This is a genomic window from Paenibacillus sp. FSL K6-0276, assembly GCF_037977235.1.
Taxonomy (GTDB): Bacteria; Bacillota; Bacilli; order Paenibacillales; family Paenibacillaceae; genus Paenibacillus_AQ.
This window is the reverse complement of the sequence record NZ_CP150276.1, coordinates 5564410-5582543: the sequence shown is the minus strand read 5'-3', so window position 1 is coordinate 5582543 and position 18134 is coordinate 5564410. Positions and strand designations below refer to the sequence as shown.

The 18134-nt window shown below is 42.4% G+C and carries 13 protein-coding genes; all 13 read left to right on the top strand.

The annotated features are described in order from the left end of the window. The first annotated feature begins 35 nt into the window (after nt 1-35). The 13 genes from rfbD (at nt 36) to MHH52_RS26365 (ending at nt 18129) form a co-directional block, all read left to right on the top strand. Nucleotides 36-899 (top strand): dTDP-4-dehydrorhamnose reductase, encoded by an 864-nt coding sequence (gene rfbD, locus MHH52_RS26425; RefSeq protein WP_340005270.1) that lies wholly within the window; start codon nt 36-38, stop codon nt 897-899. 429 nt (nt 900-1328) lie between these two features. After that, nucleotides 1329-2255, top strand: coding sequence for a glycosyltransferase family 2 protein (locus tag MHH52_RS26420; protein WP_340005268.1), 927 nt, complete (start codon nt 1329-1331; stop codon nt 2253-2255). Between the two features lie 515 nt (nt 2256-2770). Further along, on the top strand, nt 2771-4198 hold the full coding sequence (locus MHH52_RS26415) for a DUF6056 family protein (RefSeq protein WP_340005266.1): 1428 nt from the start codon (nt 2771-2773) through the stop codon (nt 4196-4198). 58 nt (nt 4199-4256) lie between these two features. Beyond that, the gene (locus tag MHH52_RS26410; RefSeq protein WP_340005265.1) at nt 4257-5291 is read left to right on the top strand and encodes a glycosyltransferase family 2 protein; all 1035 of its coding nucleotides are present in this window, start codon (nt 4257-4259) and stop codon (nt 5289-5291) included. 103 nt (nt 5292-5394) lie between these two features. Beyond that, on the top strand, nt 5395-6348 hold the full coding sequence (locus MHH52_RS26405) for a glycosyltransferase family 2 protein (RefSeq protein ID WP_340005263.1): 954 nt from the start codon (nt 5395-5397) through the stop codon (nt 6346-6348). Then, nucleotides 6345-7751, top strand: coding sequence for an undecaprenyl-phosphate glucose phosphotransferase (locus MHH52_RS26400; protein WP_340005261.1), 1407 nt, complete (start codon nt 6345-6347; stop codon nt 7749-7751). The genes MHH52_RS26405 and MHH52_RS26400 overlap by 4 nt, the downstream gene beginning before the upstream one ends. A gap of 345 nt (nt 7752-8096) precedes the next feature. After that, nucleotides 8097-8816, top strand: a complete 720-nt coding sequence (locus MHH52_RS26395; RefSeq protein ID WP_340005259.1) for a heptaprenylglyceryl phosphate synthase — start codon at nt 8097-8099, stop codon at nt 8814-8816. A 284-nt stretch (nt 8817-9100) separates the two neighbouring features. Then, nucleotides 9101-11440: a DNA helicase PcrA gene (gene pcrA, locus MHH52_RS26390; RefSeq protein ID WP_340005258.1), complete on the top strand. Its 2340-nt coding sequence runs from the start codon at nt 9101-9103 to the stop codon at nt 11438-11440. Nucleotides 11441-11517: 77 nt separating this feature from the next. Next, nucleotides 11518-13530, top strand: a complete 2013-nt coding sequence (gene ligA / locus MHH52_RS26385) for an NAD-dependent DNA ligase LigA (protein ID WP_340005256.1) — start codon at nt 11518-11520, stop codon at nt 13528-13530. 194 nt (nt 13531-13724) lie between these two features. Next, nucleotides 13725-14429, top strand: a complete 705-nt coding sequence (locus tag MHH52_RS26380; RefSeq protein ID WP_313641820.1) for a response regulator transcription factor — start codon at nt 13725-13727, stop codon at nt 14427-14429. Nucleotides 14430-14448: 19 nt separating this feature from the next. Then, on the top strand, nt 14449-15561 hold the full coding sequence (locus MHH52_RS26375) for a HAMP domain-containing sensor histidine kinase (protein ID WP_340005253.1): 1113 nt from the start codon (nt 14449-14451) through the stop codon (nt 15559-15561). A 64-nt stretch (nt 15562-15625) separates the two neighbouring features. After that, nucleotides 15626-16225 carry a hypothetical protein gene (locus MHH52_RS26370; RefSeq protein WP_340005251.1) on the top strand — a complete coding sequence of 200 codons (600 nt, stop codon included), beginning with the start codon at nt 15626-15628 and terminating at the stop codon, nt 16223-16225. Further along, on the top strand, nt 16222-18129 hold the full coding sequence (locus tag MHH52_RS26365; RefSeq protein ID WP_340005250.1) for a PBP1A family penicillin-binding protein: 1908 nt from the start codon (nt 16222-16224) through the stop codon (nt 18127-18129). Before MHH52_RS26370 ends, MHH52_RS26365 begins: the two co-directional genes overlap by 4 nt. The last annotated feature ends 5 nt before the right edge of the window (nt 18130-18134 follow it).

The following is an 18134-nucleotide window of genomic DNA, read 5'->3' as shown; positions in this document are numbered from 1 at the left end:
AATTATAAGATATTATGGTTACACGGAGGTTTGCTATGAAGGTACTTGTTACAGGCGCAGCCGGACAACTGGGCCAGGACGTAGTTTTACTACTCCAGAATCAAGGTCACGAAGTGCTGGGTTGTGACCGTCAGGAGATGGATATTACTGATCTAGATCAATGTACTCGGGTTATTGGTGAGTTCGGACCGGATGCGGTCATTCACTGTGCTGCTCATACGGCAGTAGATGCAGCAGAAAGTGACATCGATGCAGCTTATTTAATTAATGCGACGGGCAGTCGTAACGTAGCAATTGCTTCTGAAAAAGCTGGGGCTAAGCTGGTCTACATTAGTACGGATTATGTATTTGATGGTTTGGGAGTACTGCCTTACCATGAGTATGATAATACAGACCCTAAGAGTATATATGGAAAATCGAAACGTGCGGGTGAAGTGCTGGTTCAATCTCTTTCATCTAGATTTTTCATCGTACGTACATCATGGGTTTACGGCAAGTACGGAAATAACTTCGTCAAAACAATGCTGAAGCTCGGTCAAGTAAAGCCTTTGCTACAGGTTGTGGACGACCAAGAGGGTTCACCAACCTATACAGTCGATTTAGCTCGATTTTTGCTTGAACTTATCCAAACTGAGAAATATGGTGTGTACCATGCGTCAAATAGCGACTCTTGTACCTGGTTTGAATTTACAAAGGCTATTTTTGCAGAGGCTGAGGATATTTTGGGATTGAGATTCACTGCCAAGCTTGAACCGTGTTCTACGGAACAATTCCCACGTCCTGCACCACGCCCTCGTAATTCGGTGATGGAGCATTTGTCGATCCGCACGAATGGTTTTCAGGATTTACGTAATTGGCGTGAAGGCTTGAAAGATTTTCTGTTGGAGCTTAAAAAGTAATAGTGGTAGTTATCCCCGCTTATTAATATGACAGGGACTATATCATTCAACAGTCCTTGTTTAGTACCTGGTACTAAACAAGGACTGTCGCTCATTAATAAAGAAATGTTGAAATATCATCCTGAATCGATTTCTAGAAGTTTAAAGTGTCTGCTTTAGCTAACCTAATAACAATTCGTAATAAAGTTAAATTATTGAGCATCTTAAAAACGATAGATAACTAATTGCTTTTATGAATAATATTCAATTAACTACGTGTTTTTCTAAGATTATCTTATTTAGGTGATATATATAATTATGAATAGTATTAGAGCAATATAATTATAGTTGAGTTAGAAATAATGGGATTTGGATCTATGGTAGTTAATATTAGGTGAGAATGTTGAATTACCATAGTGGTATTAAATATAAAAGGATGAGTTATGAATTATGGAGATTATAAGCATTTGTATCCCTTGTTATAATGAAGAGAAAAGTCTTCCTATTTTTTATAATGAAATAATACGGATTGCTAAACTAATGAACGAGATTGAATTTGAATTTGTTTTTGTGGATGATGGGTCTTCTGATAACACATTAAACATTATTAAAGATCTTGCTAAAGCAGATAACCGTGTTAGATATATATCTTTCTCACGGAATTTTGGAAAAGAAGCAGCTTTGTATGCAGGTATTAAATATTCCAAAGGCGATTATGTTGCAGTAATGGATGCAGATATGCAGGATCCACCAGCACTCCTTCCTAACATGCTTAGTGCTATTAAGGAGGAAGGATACGATTGTGCTGCTACAAGAAGAAATTCAAGAAACGGTGAACCGGTAATACGTTCTTTCTTCGCAAGAATGTTCTATAGAATCGTAAAAAAAATATCAAAGGCTGAAATTATTGATGGAGCCCGAGATTTTCGACTAATGACTCGTCAAATGGTTAATGCAGTATTATCAATGGGAGAATACAACCGCTTCTCAAAAGGTATCTTTGGTTGGGTAGGTTTTAAAACCAAGTGGTTTGAATTTGAAAATATTGAAAGGGTGGCTGGGGAGACTAAGTGGTCTTTTTGGAAGCTCTTTATTTACTCGATTGAAGGAATTGTCGCATTTTCTACTGTCCCGCTTGCTCTTTCTTCATTAATAGGTTTGTTTTTTTGTTTTGCTTCTTTTGTACTGATTGTGGTTATTATCTCTAAAACTTTATTGTGGGGGGATCCTGCAACTGGTTGGCCTTCGTTAGCATCTATAGTTTTTTTTGTTGGAGGGATTCAACTTTTTTGCACTGGAATTATAGGGAATTATTTGGCTAATATTTATCTTGAAACAAAAGGGCGTCCTATATATATAGTAAAACAAGAAGGATAGCTTGAAAGATTTACGTAAATAAATTACGTTGGATTATTATTATTTTTTTTATAACAAAAGTCATGGAAAAGATATACGAGGTATATATGAAACTAACTAACAATAAGCTTATAAGGTTCTTAATCGTTGGAGTATTTAATACGATTTTGGGGGCATTTACAATGTTCCTGTTGTATAACTTTTTTGAATTTGGGTATTGGAGTTCGAGCGCATCGAGCTATTTATTTGGTGGGGTTATAAGCTATTTTTTAAACAAAACCTTTACTTTTAAATATGGTAACTTCGACTATAAATCATTCGTTCAATTCTTTTTAGTAAGTTCAGTATCTTACTTGGTTGGTTTTCTTATATCTAAGCGCTTAATACTAGAGATTATTAATTTACTTTCTTTAAATTTTTCAGTAGAAACTAAAGAACAACTCGCAATGTTATTCGGTATGGGGTTATATACAATTTTGAACTATTTAGGTCAGCGTTTATTAGTATTTAGAAAATAATCGTAAAGGATTTGACATATGATAGATCGTATAAAAAGATTTTCCAATAAATACAATGTTACATTACTGTTTATATGTTTCTCGATTTTAATGTTTATAGTAAATTTACATGTTAATAGTAATATTTCAGACGATATTGAATTTAAAAAGGCTCTAACAGATATGAGTTCTATTGAATTTGTGAAAAATTACTATTTAAATTGGAATGGTAGAATTATGATCAATTATTTTCTCACCAGTATAATAGTTCTAGACCCACTTGTTTGGAAAATACTCAATACAATGATCTTTATCTTGCTATTTTTTACTATGTATAAGATTGTATCAGCCATAACTGGAGATAGAAGAGAGAAAAATGTGTACTTGATCATATCTATTTGCCTGTCAATTTTTTTATTGCCTGATGCAGTTTTTTGGAGTGGTAGCATTTGGGTTACAGGATCTTTTAACTATCTTTGGCCTACTGCTCTTGGTTTATTTAGTTTAATACCTGTTATTTATAATTATTTCGAGAAGGAGTATAATAATAAGCTAATAATATTAAATTTAATGGCTGGGATATATGCTGCTTACTCAGAGCAAATAGCTGCAATTATGATTACCTTTAGCACAATTCTAATTTTACTCTCTGCTCTTAAGAAAAAGAAAATACATATACCTTCAGTACTTGTTTTAGCAGTTGTCATTATTAATGCTATTATAGGTTACACAGCACCTGGGAATGTCAAAAGATTTGCATCAGAAGTTACATTCTTTCCGGAATATGAAACATTTTCTGTTTTTCAGAAGTTATTTTACGGGTTATTCTACAGCCTATGGCACCTTGTTAATGAGGCTAGTACAATAATGTTTATAATCACATTACTCATAACAATTTTGATGTTTACGAAAAGTAAAAGAACAATGTATAGAATAGTATCCTTAATACCTGTGACATATTTCGGTATACGTATAATTTCCGCTATAAGCAGACCAGGGAATGTTACCACGGCATTTGATCAAACTCTTGAAATGTTTATTAAAAGCAATAAAGTTTCTATGTTTGATAATTTATATGATATCCCAAAAATTTTCAGTGATTATAATTTGAAATCTGTAAGTATGAATGTTTCCATATTATTAGGTTTACTAGTTTTTCTATGTATTGCCTTGTCTATAGTGAAATTGTTTGAAAATAGTAGGTTAAGCATTGTAAGTTTTCTCTTTTATATGGCTGCTTTAGCCTCAAGTATTGTTATTAGTTTTTCACCAACCATATATGCCTCAGGGCATAGGGTTTTCTACGCGACAGATATTCTCTTATTAATACTATTAGCGACATTACTCTCTGAATTATTAAATACTATTACAGAATCAAAAGTTTTATTTAGAATTTGGATTTATTATGAAGCCATTTTAGTTTTTTTGGCACTGAGGCATCTAACTTTTTATATTGTTCTTTATTGATATTAACAATTTAAAAAGTTTTGAATAATGTCAACAACATAAAGATCTGAGGATTATTATGCCCACCAAAACCGTTAGTGTACAATTAGTTACATATAATAGTACGAATGATATTGTAGACTGTTTAAAGGCAGTCCTTACACAGGATTATCCACTAGAATATATCGTAATTGTGGATAATGACTCTAAAGATGATACTATAGAGAAAATAAGAGAAGTCTCAAGCCGTGTTGATCCTGTTGTTAAACCCATTATGGCTATCTTTCCGGATGAGGGAATCGTAAAGATTGATAAAAAAACATCTGAAATCACTGACTTACAATTGATTGTATATCAAAACTCATGTAACACGGGCTTCGCACATGCTCATAATAAGGCTATCGTTGCTACAGATACAGACTACGTGCTTGTCCTTAACCCTGACCTAACGCTGGCCCCAGACTATATCTCCAGACTAATCGCACGAATGGAGAATAATCCACTGATTGGTAGCGCCACAGGTAAGCTTTTGCTGAAGGCCGATCATGGGCTGGTAGACAGCACAGGTCTCCGAATGAACAGAGCACGGCGTGCTTTTGATCGCGGAGCACGCGAGCCAGCAGACCAATGGACACAGTCGGGTACTGTATTCGGCGTATCTGGAGCGGCTGCGATGTATTCTCGGCGGATGATCAACGACATTAGTGTTGATGGCGAATTTTTTGATGATGATTTTTTCGCTTACAAGGAAGATGTGGATGTGGCTTGGAGGGCGGAGTTATTCGGCTGGCAGGGGTATTATGATGCTGAGGCGATCGGGTATCACGAACGTGGCTGGAAAACGTCTGGTCGTAGCACCAAAGCGATGTTCATCCGACGAATATCTTACATTAACCGCTACAAAATGATCTACAAGAATGAACCGGCTCGAACGATGCTGAAGACAATCTTAATTTCTCTTCCCTATGAGCTTGCCGCACACGGCTATATGCTTCTTAGAGAGCCGCAGCTAATTGTGGCATGGAAATCCTTTTTCAATCAGCTCCCTGCATTAATAAAGAAGCGGAAGTATATACAAGCCACCATAAAAGAGAGGGAAAAACACAAAAACTAAACTAAATCTGGAAAAACCTCCCTGAAACGTCACCTCCTCTCAGGGAGGTTTTATGTTATAATAATTGTCGGTAGATTACTATATTTGTCAGGAGCGTTACGCAGTGAATGTAGATGTAAGTATACTTATTGTTAATTACAACACGTGTCGCCTGACGATGGACTGTCTCAGGTCGGTATATGACTCAGAAACGAACTTTTCCTATGAGATTATTTTGATAGACAACAATTCCCATGATGATTCGGTAGAGAAGATTAGCAGTGAGTTTCCAAGTGTAATGTTGATTGCAAATAACGACAATGTCGGTTTTGCCCGTGCTAATAATCAGGGGATGGAAGCTTCATCCGGACGGTATGTGCTTCTGCTTAATTCAGATACGGTAGTTCGTAAGGATACGCTGGAAACAATGATCTCTTTTATGGACAGTCGGCACGATATAGGAGCGTCAGGATGTAAGATCATTTTACCAGATGGCTCGCTAGATAAAGCTTGCAAGCGGGGGTTTCCTACACCGTCAGCTTCCTTCTATTATGCTTTTGGTTTTAGTAAGTTGTTCCCAGATCGTCCGAGGTTTAACGGTTACCAGTTAGGTTATCTAGACCCTGATCTTGATTACCCGATAGATTGTCTGGTTGGTGCGTTTATGCTGCTGAGGCGGGAGACGATTGATCAGGTGGGCGGATTAGATGAAGAATTCTTTATGTACGGTGAGGATTTGGACTGGTGCTATCGTATTAAAGAGGCTGGATGGGGGATTTATTATTATCCGAAGACCTCTATCGTGCATCTTAAAGGCGGCAGCGCAAGACGTAGACCATTCAAGATCGTGTACGAGTTCCACCGAGCAATGATTTTATTTCATCGTAAGCATTATAGTAAGAAGTACAACAGTATGATAAATGGAACAGTATATGCTGGTGTTGGCGTGAAGTTTGCCCTGTCACTTTTGCGGAATGCCTTAATCTCTCCGAAAAAAGTTCCATCACCTGCTCAGAGCCTTAATACAGCCAGTGAAGCAGGTAGTCGTAACGATAAAAATACTGAGGTGAGATTATGATTCGGCGGAATCAGAAATTTTTGACACAGCTCTATATGGTTGCTGACTTTATTGTCATCCAGTTCTCCTTTCTAGTAGCCTGGTGGCTAAAGTTTAGAAGTGGATGGATGGTGTTTGAAAACCCGTTACCTGTAGAGTCATACGCTTACTGGAGTTTGATTTATGGCGGAGTGGCCGTCCTAATCGGTATACTGCTGTCGCTGTATTTGCCTAAGCGTAAGAAACGGTTTGTCGATGAATTCATTAAGATTTTCCAAGTGCATATTATGGGCATTTTCATCCTGCTCGGTCTGATGTTTTTCGTGAAAGAAATAAATATCTCCCGAACATATCTAGCTCTTTATATGGGATTTAACATTCTTTCCATTATGCTGTACCGTTATGTGCTGAAAAAGATGCTTAAATCTTTACGTGAAAAAGGTCTCAACCGCCAGTTCGTACTTATCATTGGCGCAGGCACACTAGGCAAAAGATTCTACAACAATTTGGAGCAATACCCAGAGCTAGGATATGAAGCGATTGGTTTCTTGGATGACTATCATACTTGGGATGGAATTGAAGAACAACGATATAAACCGATCTTAGGGACGGTTGACGAGTTGTCCGGTATGCTAGAGATGCTGCCTGTGGACGAGGTTATAATGGCGCTACCACTTGATGCGCATTCGAAGTACCCTTCAATTATTGCGGCTTGTGAAAAAGCAGGCGTACGCACATTGATTATCCCTGACTTTTTCGACTACTTACCAGCCCGCCCTTACTTTGATAATTTTGCAGGCATGCCAATGATTAATGTTCGTGATATTCCTCTAGATATGACGGGTAATAAGATGGCAAAGCGTTTGTTTGATATTGTGTTCTCTTTGTTCGCGATTATTATGATATCTCCTGTGATGCTTATTGTGGCTCTTGGTGTCCGACTGACCTCTCCAGGACCGATTATATTCCGTCAGGAACGTGTGGGATTGAACCGTCGTAATTTTATGATGTATAAGTTCCGCTCGATGAAGATGCAGCAGGACGGTGAAGAGGATACAGGCTGGAGCACACCAGAAGATCCTCGTAGAACAAGATTTGGAACCTTCATCCGCAAGACAAGTCTCGATGAGCTTCCGCAATTCTTTAATGTACTGATGGGACATATGAGTGTTGTTGGTCCTCGGCCAGAACGCCCATATTATGTGGAACAGTTCCGAGATGAGATCCCGAAGTATATGGTAAAGCATCATGTACGTCCTGGAATTACAGGTTGGGCACAGAGCAACGGACTTCGTGGGGACACTTCCATCGAGGAGCGGATCAAGCACGATATTTTCTATATCGAGAATTGGTCTTTACTGTTCGACATTCGAATTATTTTCAAAACAATTCGCAACGGCTTCGTCAACAAAAACGCTTATTGATTCCTGCACTTATTCAGATTTGCTAAAACTTTAATTGGATCCCCGTTCTGCCACTGGTAGAGCGGGGTATTGTTTTTCTATTGTTTTTCTAATCTAAACTTCGCAAAGGGAACTCTCGACAATGGATAAGAAAAAGATTGTTGCAACCGTAATTGTAATTGGGGCCCTTATAATGCTACTTGTAATCTTTGACCACTCATTACCACTAAAAAATACGAAAAAACGTTCGCATTTTTACCCTCTTTAAATTGACACACCTGCTGTGCTGGCATAGACTAGATCTATATCTTTTGCGGCGGCAGGAGTGTCTTTGTCTTGCCCAAATGACTATTAAGGATGATTCTCATGAAATCAGTGCAGCAAATGATCAAACCTTGGCGGCATGTGTTTAAGCTGGACCCGGACCGGATGATTTCTGATGAGGATTTGGAGGCCGTTTGCTTATCAGGCACGGATGCCATACTGATAGGGGGCTCTACAGGAGTGACCTATGAGAATACAGTGGATCTCTTATCAAGAGTAAGACGTTTTGAGTTACCCTGTGCACTCGAGGTATCCGAACTTGAAGCTGCTGTGCCCGGATTTGATCTTTATATGATTCCAATGGTGCTCAATACTCCGGATCCAGCTTGGATTGTAGGCCATCATCGCCGAGCTATTGAACGCTATGGATTTATGATTCCATGGGATTTGCTACTAACGGAAGGCTATATTGTGCTGAATAGTGACTCTTCTGTTGCTCGGATTACAGGGGCTGAGACTGCCATTGATGCTGAAGAGGCGGCTGCTTATGCTCAGGTTGCGGACAAGCTGATGTCACTGCCAATAGTATATCTTGAGTATAGCGGGATGTTCGGGGATATGGAGACGGTACGAACAGTGCGCGAAATGGTAGAACGGGCCCAGCTTTTTTATGGAGGGGGCATTACTTGTGAGGCGGAGGCTGAGCAAGCGGCAGCTCTGTGTGATACAGTAGTGGTCGGCAATATTATTTATAGTGATGTACAGCAGGCACTGCTAACAGTTGAGGCTGTGAAGAAGACTCAGCAAGAACAGTTCGATTAGTGGTTAGTTTTAGGACTACTTATGATAGCTCAATCTAAAAATTAGAGGTTGACTTGACGTGCGGACAGAGCGGAGGGTCGGAGGGATTCTGGAGAAACGCCAGTGGTCGCCTTTAAAGACTAATTTCAACTGATAATCTTTTGAAAATTCAGAAATTGGGCTTTAACAGCGATCGTAAGAACCCTCCGAACCCGTAGCGGCTTGTTCACAAACGGCCAACCGCTAATTTTGGTTTTGAGCTCTTATGATCTGTAATTATATATTTAGAAAGGAGCATGTTACACATGCAACTTATTAGCATACAAGACGCGGTAAGCCGACTGAACCCTCCACAAAGGCAGGCTGTCGAAACGACCGAAGGACCGCTTCTCATTATGGCTGGTGCGGGGAGTGGAAAGACGAGGGTGCTTACTCACCGGATCGCCTGGCTGATAGCCAATCGTATGGCGCCACCTTGGGCGATTTTGGCGATTACGTTTACGAATAAAGCCGCAAGGGAAATGCAGGAACGTGTATCTAAGCTCGTTGGACCTGAGGGAAGAGACATTTGGGTATCCACCTTTCACTCTATGTGCGTTCGGATTTTGCGGAAGGATATCGAGCGGATTGGTTTTACCTCCAACTTCTCCATTCTGGACTCTACAGATCAGTTATCCGTAATACGTAACTGTATGAAGGAACTGAACATCGATACGAAGAAATTCGAGCCAAAAGCTGTACAAGCTGTAATCAGCGCATCCAAAAATGAATTGATCACTCCGGCGCAGTATGAGCAGAAGGTCGGCGACTATTTTGAAGGCCTTATTGCTAAGGTATATAAGATGTATCAAAAGCGTTTGAGAAGCAATAACTCGCTCGACTTTGATGATTTGATTATGAAGACTATCGAATTATTTAAGGAAGTTCCTGAGGTTCTGGATTTCTACCAAAAGAAGTTCAAATACATCCACGTGGATGAGTATCAGGATACGAATAGAGCGCAGTACATGTTGTGCCGTATGCTCGCTGACAGCCACCACCGGATTTGTGTGGTAGGGGATAGTGACCAGTCGATTTATCGCTGGCGCGGAGCGGATATTACGAACATTCTTAATTTTGAAGAGGACTATCCAGAAGCGAAGACGATTCTTCTAGAGCAGAACTATCGTTCGACCGCTAATATCCTGAATGCAGCCAATGGCGTGATCGCTCTCAATAGTGGACGGAAGCCGAAGAAGCTGTGGACCGACTCCGAAGAAGGCGCCAAGATTAAGGTGTACCGGGCGGACTCCGAGCATGACGAAGGGTATTTTGTAACCGGGGAAATCAGTAAGAACGTGAAGCAAGGCCAAGCTTACCAGAATCACGCGATACTGTATCGCACGAATGCCCAGTCACGGGTAATCGAGGAAATTCTAATTAAATCTGATATTCCGTATCAAATTGTTGGCGGGATTAAGTTCTATGATCGTAAAGAAATCAAGGATCTGCTCGCGTATTTACGCCTGTTGTCTAACCCTGATGATGATATCAGCCTGACGCGTATTATTAATGTTCCTAAGCGGGGATTAGGCGATACAACGGTTGGCAAGCTGGCAGCTGCGGCTGGTGAGCGTGGTGTTTCTATTTTTCGCGTACTGCAAACTGTAGATGATTTGGGCTTTGCTGGGCGGACACGGAATATGCTAGTAGAGTTCTACGATATGATTGAAGCTCTACACCGTATGGTGGAGTTTCTGTCTGTAACTGAACTGACGGAAAAAATACTAGAGATGTCGCAGTACCGTTTGGAGCTGCAAAATGAAAACACACTCGAATCTCGCTCGCGACTAGAGAATATCGATGAGTTCTTGTCCGTGACTATGGAGTTTGAAAAGAATAACGAGGACAAGTCGCTGGTCTCCTTCCTCACAGATCTTGCACTTATCGCAGATATTGATAGTGTGAATGATGATGAAGAGGACCGTAGTGACGCTGTTGTCCTGATGACGATGCACAGCGCCAAAGGTTTGGAGTTTCCAACGGTATTTATTGTCGGGATGGAAGAAGGCGTGTTCCCGCATAGCCGTGCCTTCCAGGACAACGACGAGCTCGAAGAGGAACGCCGGCTTGCGTATGTAGGAATCACCCGCGCTGAGAAACAACTGTTTCTCTCCTGCGCGCGGATGCGTACGCTCTTTGGGCGGACGACGGCGAACCAACCGTCCCGCTTCTTGGAGGAGATTCCGGAAGAACTGAAGGAAGATACCGTTAAGACTCAGGACCGCTTCCAACGCGGAGGCGCGGATGTAGGCGGTGCTTACGGCGGACGCGGCTTTAGCGGCGGTGGCCGTGGGAACTTCGGTGGCCGAAGCGGAGTCGCCGGAGCTACGCCGGCGGGCGGCGGAAGCACAGCGTCAGCGGCGACAAGCAAGAGCAGCGTGACCGTAACCTCCGGAGGCGCACAGCGTGCTCCCGGAGCAGGGGCTGCAGCTACTGGCGATTACAAAGCGGGAGACAAGGTTTCCCACGGCAAATGGGGCACTGGCACCGTTGTGGCCGTTAAGGGCACCGGGAATGACACGGAGTTGCAGATTGCTTTTCCAGCACCAGTGGGTGTGAAACGACTGCTTGCAGGGTTTGCACCGATTACCAAGGTGGAATAAAAGTAGGGAACGATTAACGAACGGATATTTAGCCCACGCTAACCGTGGGACACTTATTGACGGAGGGATGTACCTGCATGGATGCTATGCATGTGATGGAAGAGCTTGTTGCAGAATTAAATAACTATAATTACCACTACTACACGCTGGATGCACCGCTAGTCAGCGATAAGGAATACGATGTTTTATACGACAAGCTTGTAGCGCTGGAGAGCGAAAGTGGCTTCGTGTTACCGGATTCTCCTACACAACGTGTAGGAGGAGAACTGCTTAAGGGCTTCACGCCGCATCGGCATCTGGCTCCGCTTTGGAGTCTGGATAAAGCACAGAATATTGAACAGCTTCGGAGCTGGAATACGCGGGTACTTCGCTTAGTGAATGAGTACAATCTTAAGAACCCTGATAAACCTCTTCCTGATCCGTGTTATGCAGTAGAACTGAAGTTTGATGGCTTAACGCTGAATCTAACCTATCGGAATGGTGTTCTCGAACAAGCATCGACGCGCGGCAACGGTGTAGTGGGTGAAGGAATACTTGCACAAGTGAAGACCATTAAGTCTGTTCCATTAACGATTCCTTTTAAAGAAGGGGTCATTGAGGTCCAGGGTGAAGGGATTATGAATCTGTCTGTGCTAGCAGATTATAATACACGGGCTGCAGAGCCGCTTAAGAATGCGCGTAATGCGGCGGCAGGTGCTCTGCGCAATCTAAATCCGAAGACTACTGCAGAACGTCGTTTGAATGCTTATTTCTACAATGTAGGTTTTGCAGAAGGGGTAGAGTTCGCTGATCATCAGGAGATGATGGATTTTCTGCGGAATAACAAATTCAAAGTGAATCCTTATCTGACTTACTGTAATGATTTCGATGATGTGACGGAGCAGCTTGCGGGAATCGAGGAGAGTCGTTCAGGACTTGATTACCTCATTGATGGGGCTGTGATCAAGGTGACGGATTTCCGTATCCGTGAAGTACTTGGTTACACTGATAAGTTCCCACGCTGGGCAGTGGCTTATAAATTTGAGGCCGAAGAAACAACGACCGTGCTTGAGTCTGTTAGCTGGAATGTAGGACGTACAGGTAAAGTGACTCCGCTGGCTCGTGTTGAGGCGGTAGAACTTGCCGGGGTTACTGTACAAAACTGTACATTAAATAATGTGGGCGATATTGAGCGTAAGAACTTGAAATTCGCACTAGGCTCACGAGTATTTATTCGGCGTTCTAATGATGTTATCCCTGAGATCCTGGGTAAAGTGACTGAAGAAAATGACGGCGGAGAGATTATTTTCCCTGAGGACTGCCCGTCTTGCGGATATCCACTGGAAATGCGCGGTGCGCATCTTTTTTGCAACAATAAGCTGAATTGTAGACCGCAAATTATCAGTCGGATTACCCATTTCGCTTCGCGTGATGCGATGGATATCGAGACGTTCAGTGAGAAGACGGCAGGTCAGCTCTACGATGAGCTTAATGTACATGACTCTGCGGATCTGTATGAATTGACCTTTGATCAGCTTGTGGAGCTGAACCGTTTTGGTGAGAAAAAAGCACAGAATTTGCTGCAAGCTTTAGAAGATAGCAAAGAGCGCGATCTCGCCTCGTTCCTGTTTGCACTAGGTATTCCCAACACTGGAAAGGCAACAACCAAAATGCTGGCTGATCATTTCCGCGATTTGGATGCTGTGATGCAGGCGAATGCCGAGGAGCTTGCTGGATTACCGGACATTGGTGGAATTGTTGCCGAGAGCATTGTTAACTTCTTTGCAGATCCTGTTGTAGTGGCGAACGTTGCTCGGTTGCGTGAGCTTGGGATTGAAGCGAAGGCTCCAGAGGCACAACGGCCTATTAGCACGGATTCCTTCTTTAGTGGCAAAACCGTAGTGTTGACCGGTTCATTACAAAAGCTTACGCGCGAAGAAGCGGCTGAACGCTTAGAAGCACTCGGAGCGAAGGTATCCGGAAGTGTATCCAAGAAGACGGATTTGGTTATTGCCGGCGAGAAGGCAGGTAGCAAACTGGCCAAAGCGCAGCAACTAGGCATTCAGGTCATTGAGGATGAAGATGAGCTGATTCGACTGCTGGAGATGTAAGCATAGTTATTTTGATTCCAAAAGGGGCCAGCTCCATTTCGTTTAAGTACGAGAGGAGCTAGGTCCTTTTTTGCGTAAACCACTTATGGCACCCGATTATAAGTAAGAATATCTTTTTAAGGAAAATCGTTCGATTGATCTGCTAATATATAAGCTATAGATATTATTACTATATTTGAAAGGAAACCCCTCCTGTGAAGAGAGAAACGATATTGTTAGTAGATGATGAGAAGGAAATTGTAGAGCTGTTATCGATTTATCTCTGTAATGAGGGCTATCGGTTGCTTAAGGCTTATGATGGGATGCAAGCGCTGGAGTGTCTACAGAAGGAAGAAGTAGATTTAATTATTCTTGATGTCATGATGCCTAAGATGGATGGACTAGTAGCATGTATGAAGATCCGTGAAGAGCGGAAGATGCCGATTATCATCCTTTCAGCTAAAAACACGGATATGGACAAGATCTCCGGACTTAGCATTGGAGCGGATGACTACGTGGGCAAACCTTTTAATCCTCTAGAGATTGTTGCACGTGTAAAGTCACATCTTCGTCGTTATCACGGATTTAATAAGGATAGTAATATCTTGAACGATAGCAAGCTGAGCTTTGAAGATTTAACTATAGATACGTCTAAGCATGAGGTGTATGTAGACCAGCAGAAGATTAAGCTGACCCCGCGGGAATTTTCTATTTTAGAGCTTTTGGCAAGGCACCAAGGTCAAGTGCTCAGCTTAGAGCAGATTTACGATAAAGTGTGGAATGAACCATTTTTAGATGGAGGTAATACTGTTATGGTACATATTCGTAACCTCCGCGACAAAATTGAAGTGGATTCAAAGCGCCCCCGTTACATACAGACTGTCTGGGGAGTCGGATATAAATTAGATGGACCTTCCTGAAAGGATTAGGTGAGGCTTCTTGAATTCCAAATATATAACAACGATTCGCTGGAAGTTTATATTCGCTTTTTTGCTTAGTGTGCTTTCAGGTGGATTACTGCTGTTTGCTGGCTACCAGCTCGTTAACTTCATGATCTATCTAAACCCAGCCTCAGAATCAGCTCCTTATTCTTTTATCCTGCGCTGGATTATTAATCATATTGGATCTATGCCACTACTGACTGCAGCTGGTATTGTTAGCTTTTTGCTGTTCTTTTTTATCTATACTCGTAAAGTGGTGTTGTATCTGGAGGAGATCACAAAAGGGATTCGAGAAATCACAAGCTCAGGGATGTCGCACCGAATTGAGGTCAGAACATCGGACGAGCTGGGTGTGTTGGCTGAGAATATTAATGAAATGGCTGAGCGTTTGCAGCACTCCGTGGAGGAGGAACGTAAAGCCGTGAATGCGAAAAATGATTTGATCACCGGCGTTTCACACGATTTAAGGACCCCACTTACCTCAGTCCTCGGCTTTCTAGAATATATCGAACAAGATCGATGTCAGGAAGAAGCAGAAATAAGATATTACGTGAGTATAGCCTATACCAAATCCCTTGTACTGCGTAAATTGATCGACGATCTTTTTGAATACACACGTGTTAATAGTGGAGAATATCCTCTGGTTCTGGAACGATTGGATTTAAAAGCATTTATACGGCAGTTAGCCGAGGAGTCGGTTCCCGAACTAACAAAGGCTGAAATGACCTATGAGATCGATGACCAAGCTGATGAGTTATGGATAAAGGCTTCCCCTAAAGAGCTAGTTCGTGCTTATGAGAACTTGATTACGAACGCGATCCGTTACGGTAGAAGCGGTGGGAAAGTAGAGATTGGTTTCAGTAAAAAGGGAAATGAAGCGGTTGTCCGCGTTAGCAATTTTGGAGAAATGATTGCGGAGAGCGATATTTCGTTTATTTTTGAACGATTCTATCGGGCAGAGAAGTCTCGTTCACAGCATACAGGCGGTTCAGGCTTAGGTCTTGCCATTTCAAAAAGTATTATCGAACGCCACAATGGCGTTATTTATGTAGAAAGCTCACCTCTTCGGACGGATTTCATTACCTGTTTCCCATTCTTCATAGAATCTTAAGAAAACTCATGGCAGGTTCTTAAGATTTGGAAGATATCCTTGTGAGCACAAGGAGGGAACTACAATGCATAGACTTCAGACGGTTCGCATCAGCTTTCTATATATTTTCATGGGGAGTGCTCTCTTGAGTGCTGCCTTTCTTTTTGCTGTCCTACGGGTAGTTACTTTGCTGTATTCTCATTATTCAGGGCAATCAGGAGTCTTTTTTGTCCGTCTTATCCACTGGATCATTAACCATATTGGCAAAACCCCCTGCGCCATTGTTTTATTTGTTCTAATCTTCAGTGGGTTGTTTATTCTCCGTTCACAGAAGATTGCCGACGATCTGCACACGGTATTGGTTGGGACCTCGGAGTTAGCAGTCAAGGGGACTACACAAGAAATCAAGGTCCTCTCTGGAGGAGAATTGGGCCAAATCGCTTCTAACCTGAATCGCATGCAAAGAATTGAAGTTCCAGATAGAGGCGAAGCACCGGGGACGTTGGAAGAAACGCCAGCTGTAGCTTTATTGATAAGGACTCGGGCAATTCTCCGTACACTCCGTGAGGTGGAAGAGGCTGATAATACGGATAATGGGATGGAAATCCAAGTACTTCTTGAAGCAGCGAATGTTGAAGCTCGTAGTATGGAGCGGTTCCTAGAGAACCTGATTATTGAATCATGAGTACCGTTACCGAAAAAAAACAAAGTGTAGCCCGTTCAGACAATGATCGCATATGGATTGTGCGCACCCGTATACTCCGTCTGGGGTATTTATTATTTGATATGAGTGTCATCGGAATAATAATAGCGCTCGTGGGTTTGCTTTATGTCTTTCAATACGGCGGACAAGTGGTTAAACAGCAAGAGGATAAACTTCAACTGCCGGAATCGAGCATCATTAAGGCCTCGGATGGGACGATATTACGGATGATCCCTTTACCGGGCTCTGGGTATAGACTTTCAGCGGAGCTGGAGGAGATGCCTGCATTACTAATAAATACCTTTCTAGCAGTGGAGGACCGCCGTTTTTACAACCATCAGGGACTGGATTACAAAGGGATTTCTCGCGCTTTTTTAAATAATATTGTGGATATGGATCTCTCTGAGGGCGGAAGTAGCATCACTCAGCAGCTTGCTCGCAATCTTTATCTGAACAGAAATAAGAATGTAATACGCAAGCTAAATGAGGCATCCATTGCTCTTGCATTGGAGAGGCAGCTCACTAAACGTGAGATTCTTGGACTTTACCTCAATCAGATTTATATGGGACGAGGACAATATGGAGTAAAGGCAGCTGCGGAGCGTTACTTCGGCATATCAGATTTAAATAAACTAGAGATATGGCAAATAGCTACCCTAGCGGGAATCCCTAAAGGACCGTCTATTTATAATCCGATAGATAATAGTACATTATCCAAAACAAGAAGGAATCTCGTTCTACAGATCATGCTAGATCAAGGACTTATCACTGATGAACAAATGATTGAGGCTAGAGATAAGCAGTATCAAGCTCCCGCTGCGAACAAAGAAGAAGTCATTGGCGTGCATTATGTGGATGCTACGCTTAAAGAAGCGGCCCAGATCACCGGAAAGTCAGTGGAAGAGCTTCGAACGGGTGGATACACTATCGTTACAGGGTTGAACATCAAAGCACAGCAGGCGATGGAGCAGGCTTTTCTTAATGGTGCTTCTTTCCCCCCTGACGGAAAAGATCAGCAGGTGGAAGCGGCTATGACCATAATGGATCATCGTACAGGTGAAGTAGTGGCACTGATCGGTGGGCGCGAACAAAACGAGGGGAGCTTGAACAGGGCTACTATTGATGCGCGGCAGCCAGGCTCCAGCTTTAAGCCTATCATTGATTTTGGACCTGCACTCGAGAGCGGAAAGTATAGCCCAAACAGCATATTGTCCGACCGTAAATACGCTTATGGCAACTATGTACCTGAGAACTTGAATGGTGTGTACCAAGGTCAGATCACAATGAACACCGCATTGCAAAAATCCATAAATGCGCCAGCAGTATGGCTTTTGAAGCAGGTAGGGATCACTTATGCGCGACAATTCGCAGCCAAATTAGGAATTGTACTGACGGAGGAGGATAACCACTTATCGATAGCGTTGGGAGGGCTTCATAACGGAGTATCTCCACTTAAAATGACACAAGCCTACGGCGTCTTTGCCAATGGCGGTAAATTCTATGACGCCCATATGGTTCGCACGATAACGGATGCAAAAGGAAAAGTCGTATACACACATCCCACTGAATCACGTCAGGTAATATCGCAAAGAACCGCGGACGCAATGACGATTATGCTACGTAATGTGGTCAATGAAGGAACAGGCAAAAAAGCGCAAATGAACAGACCTGTAGCGGGGAAAACCGGAACAACCCAATTGGACCTGTCAGGCGTAAGCAAGAAAGCCAATCGGGATCTGTGGTTTGTTGGTTATACTTCGGAATGGACAGCTGCGGTGTGGATGGGGTTTGATCGTACCAATAAGGATAATCATATGACTGAGGGCAGTGGGAAGGCTGCCGCTCTATTTTCAACAGTAATGAGTAAGGCTTTAAGTGGTTATTGATGTTA

Excerpts from the sequence above, each read along its gene's own strand:
- rfbD (WP_340005270.1), top strand. The coding sequence starts at position 36 with ATGAAGGTACTTGTTACAGGCGCAGCCGGACAACTGGGCCAGGACGTA.
- MHH52_RS26420 (WP_340005268.1), top strand. The coding sequence starts at position 1,329 with ATGGAGATTATAAGCATTTGTATCCCTTGTTATAATGAAGAGAAAAGT.
- MHH52_RS26415 (WP_340005266.1), top strand. The coding sequence starts at position 2,771 with ATGATAGATCGTATAAAAAGATTTTCCAATAAATACAATGTTACATTA.
- MHH52_RS26410 (WP_340005265.1), top strand. The coding sequence starts at position 4,257 with ATGCCCACCAAAACCGTTAGTGTACAATTAGTTACATATAATAGTACG.
- MHH52_RS26400 (WP_340005261.1), top strand. The coding sequence starts at position 6,345 with ATGATTCGGCGGAATCAGAAATTTTTGACACAGCTCTATATGGTTGCT.
- MHH52_RS26395 (WP_340005259.1), top strand. The coding sequence starts at position 8,097 with ATGAAATCAGTGCAGCAAATGATCAAACCTTGGCGGCATGTGTTTAAG.
- pcrA (WP_340005258.1), top strand. The coding sequence starts at position 9,101 with ATGCAACTTATTAGCATACAAGACGCGGTAAGCCGACTGAACCCTCCA.
- ligA (WP_340005256.1), top strand. The coding sequence starts at position 11,518 with ATGGATGCTATGCATGTGATGGAAGAGCTTGTTGCAGAATTAAATAAC.
- MHH52_RS26370 (WP_340005251.1), top strand. The coding sequence starts at position 15,626 with ATGCATAGACTTCAGACGGTTCGCATCAGCTTTCTATATATTTTCATG.
- MHH52_RS26365 (WP_340005250.1), top strand. The coding sequence starts at position 16,222 with ATGAGTACCGTTACCGAAAAAAAACAAAGTGTAGCCCGTTCAGACAAT.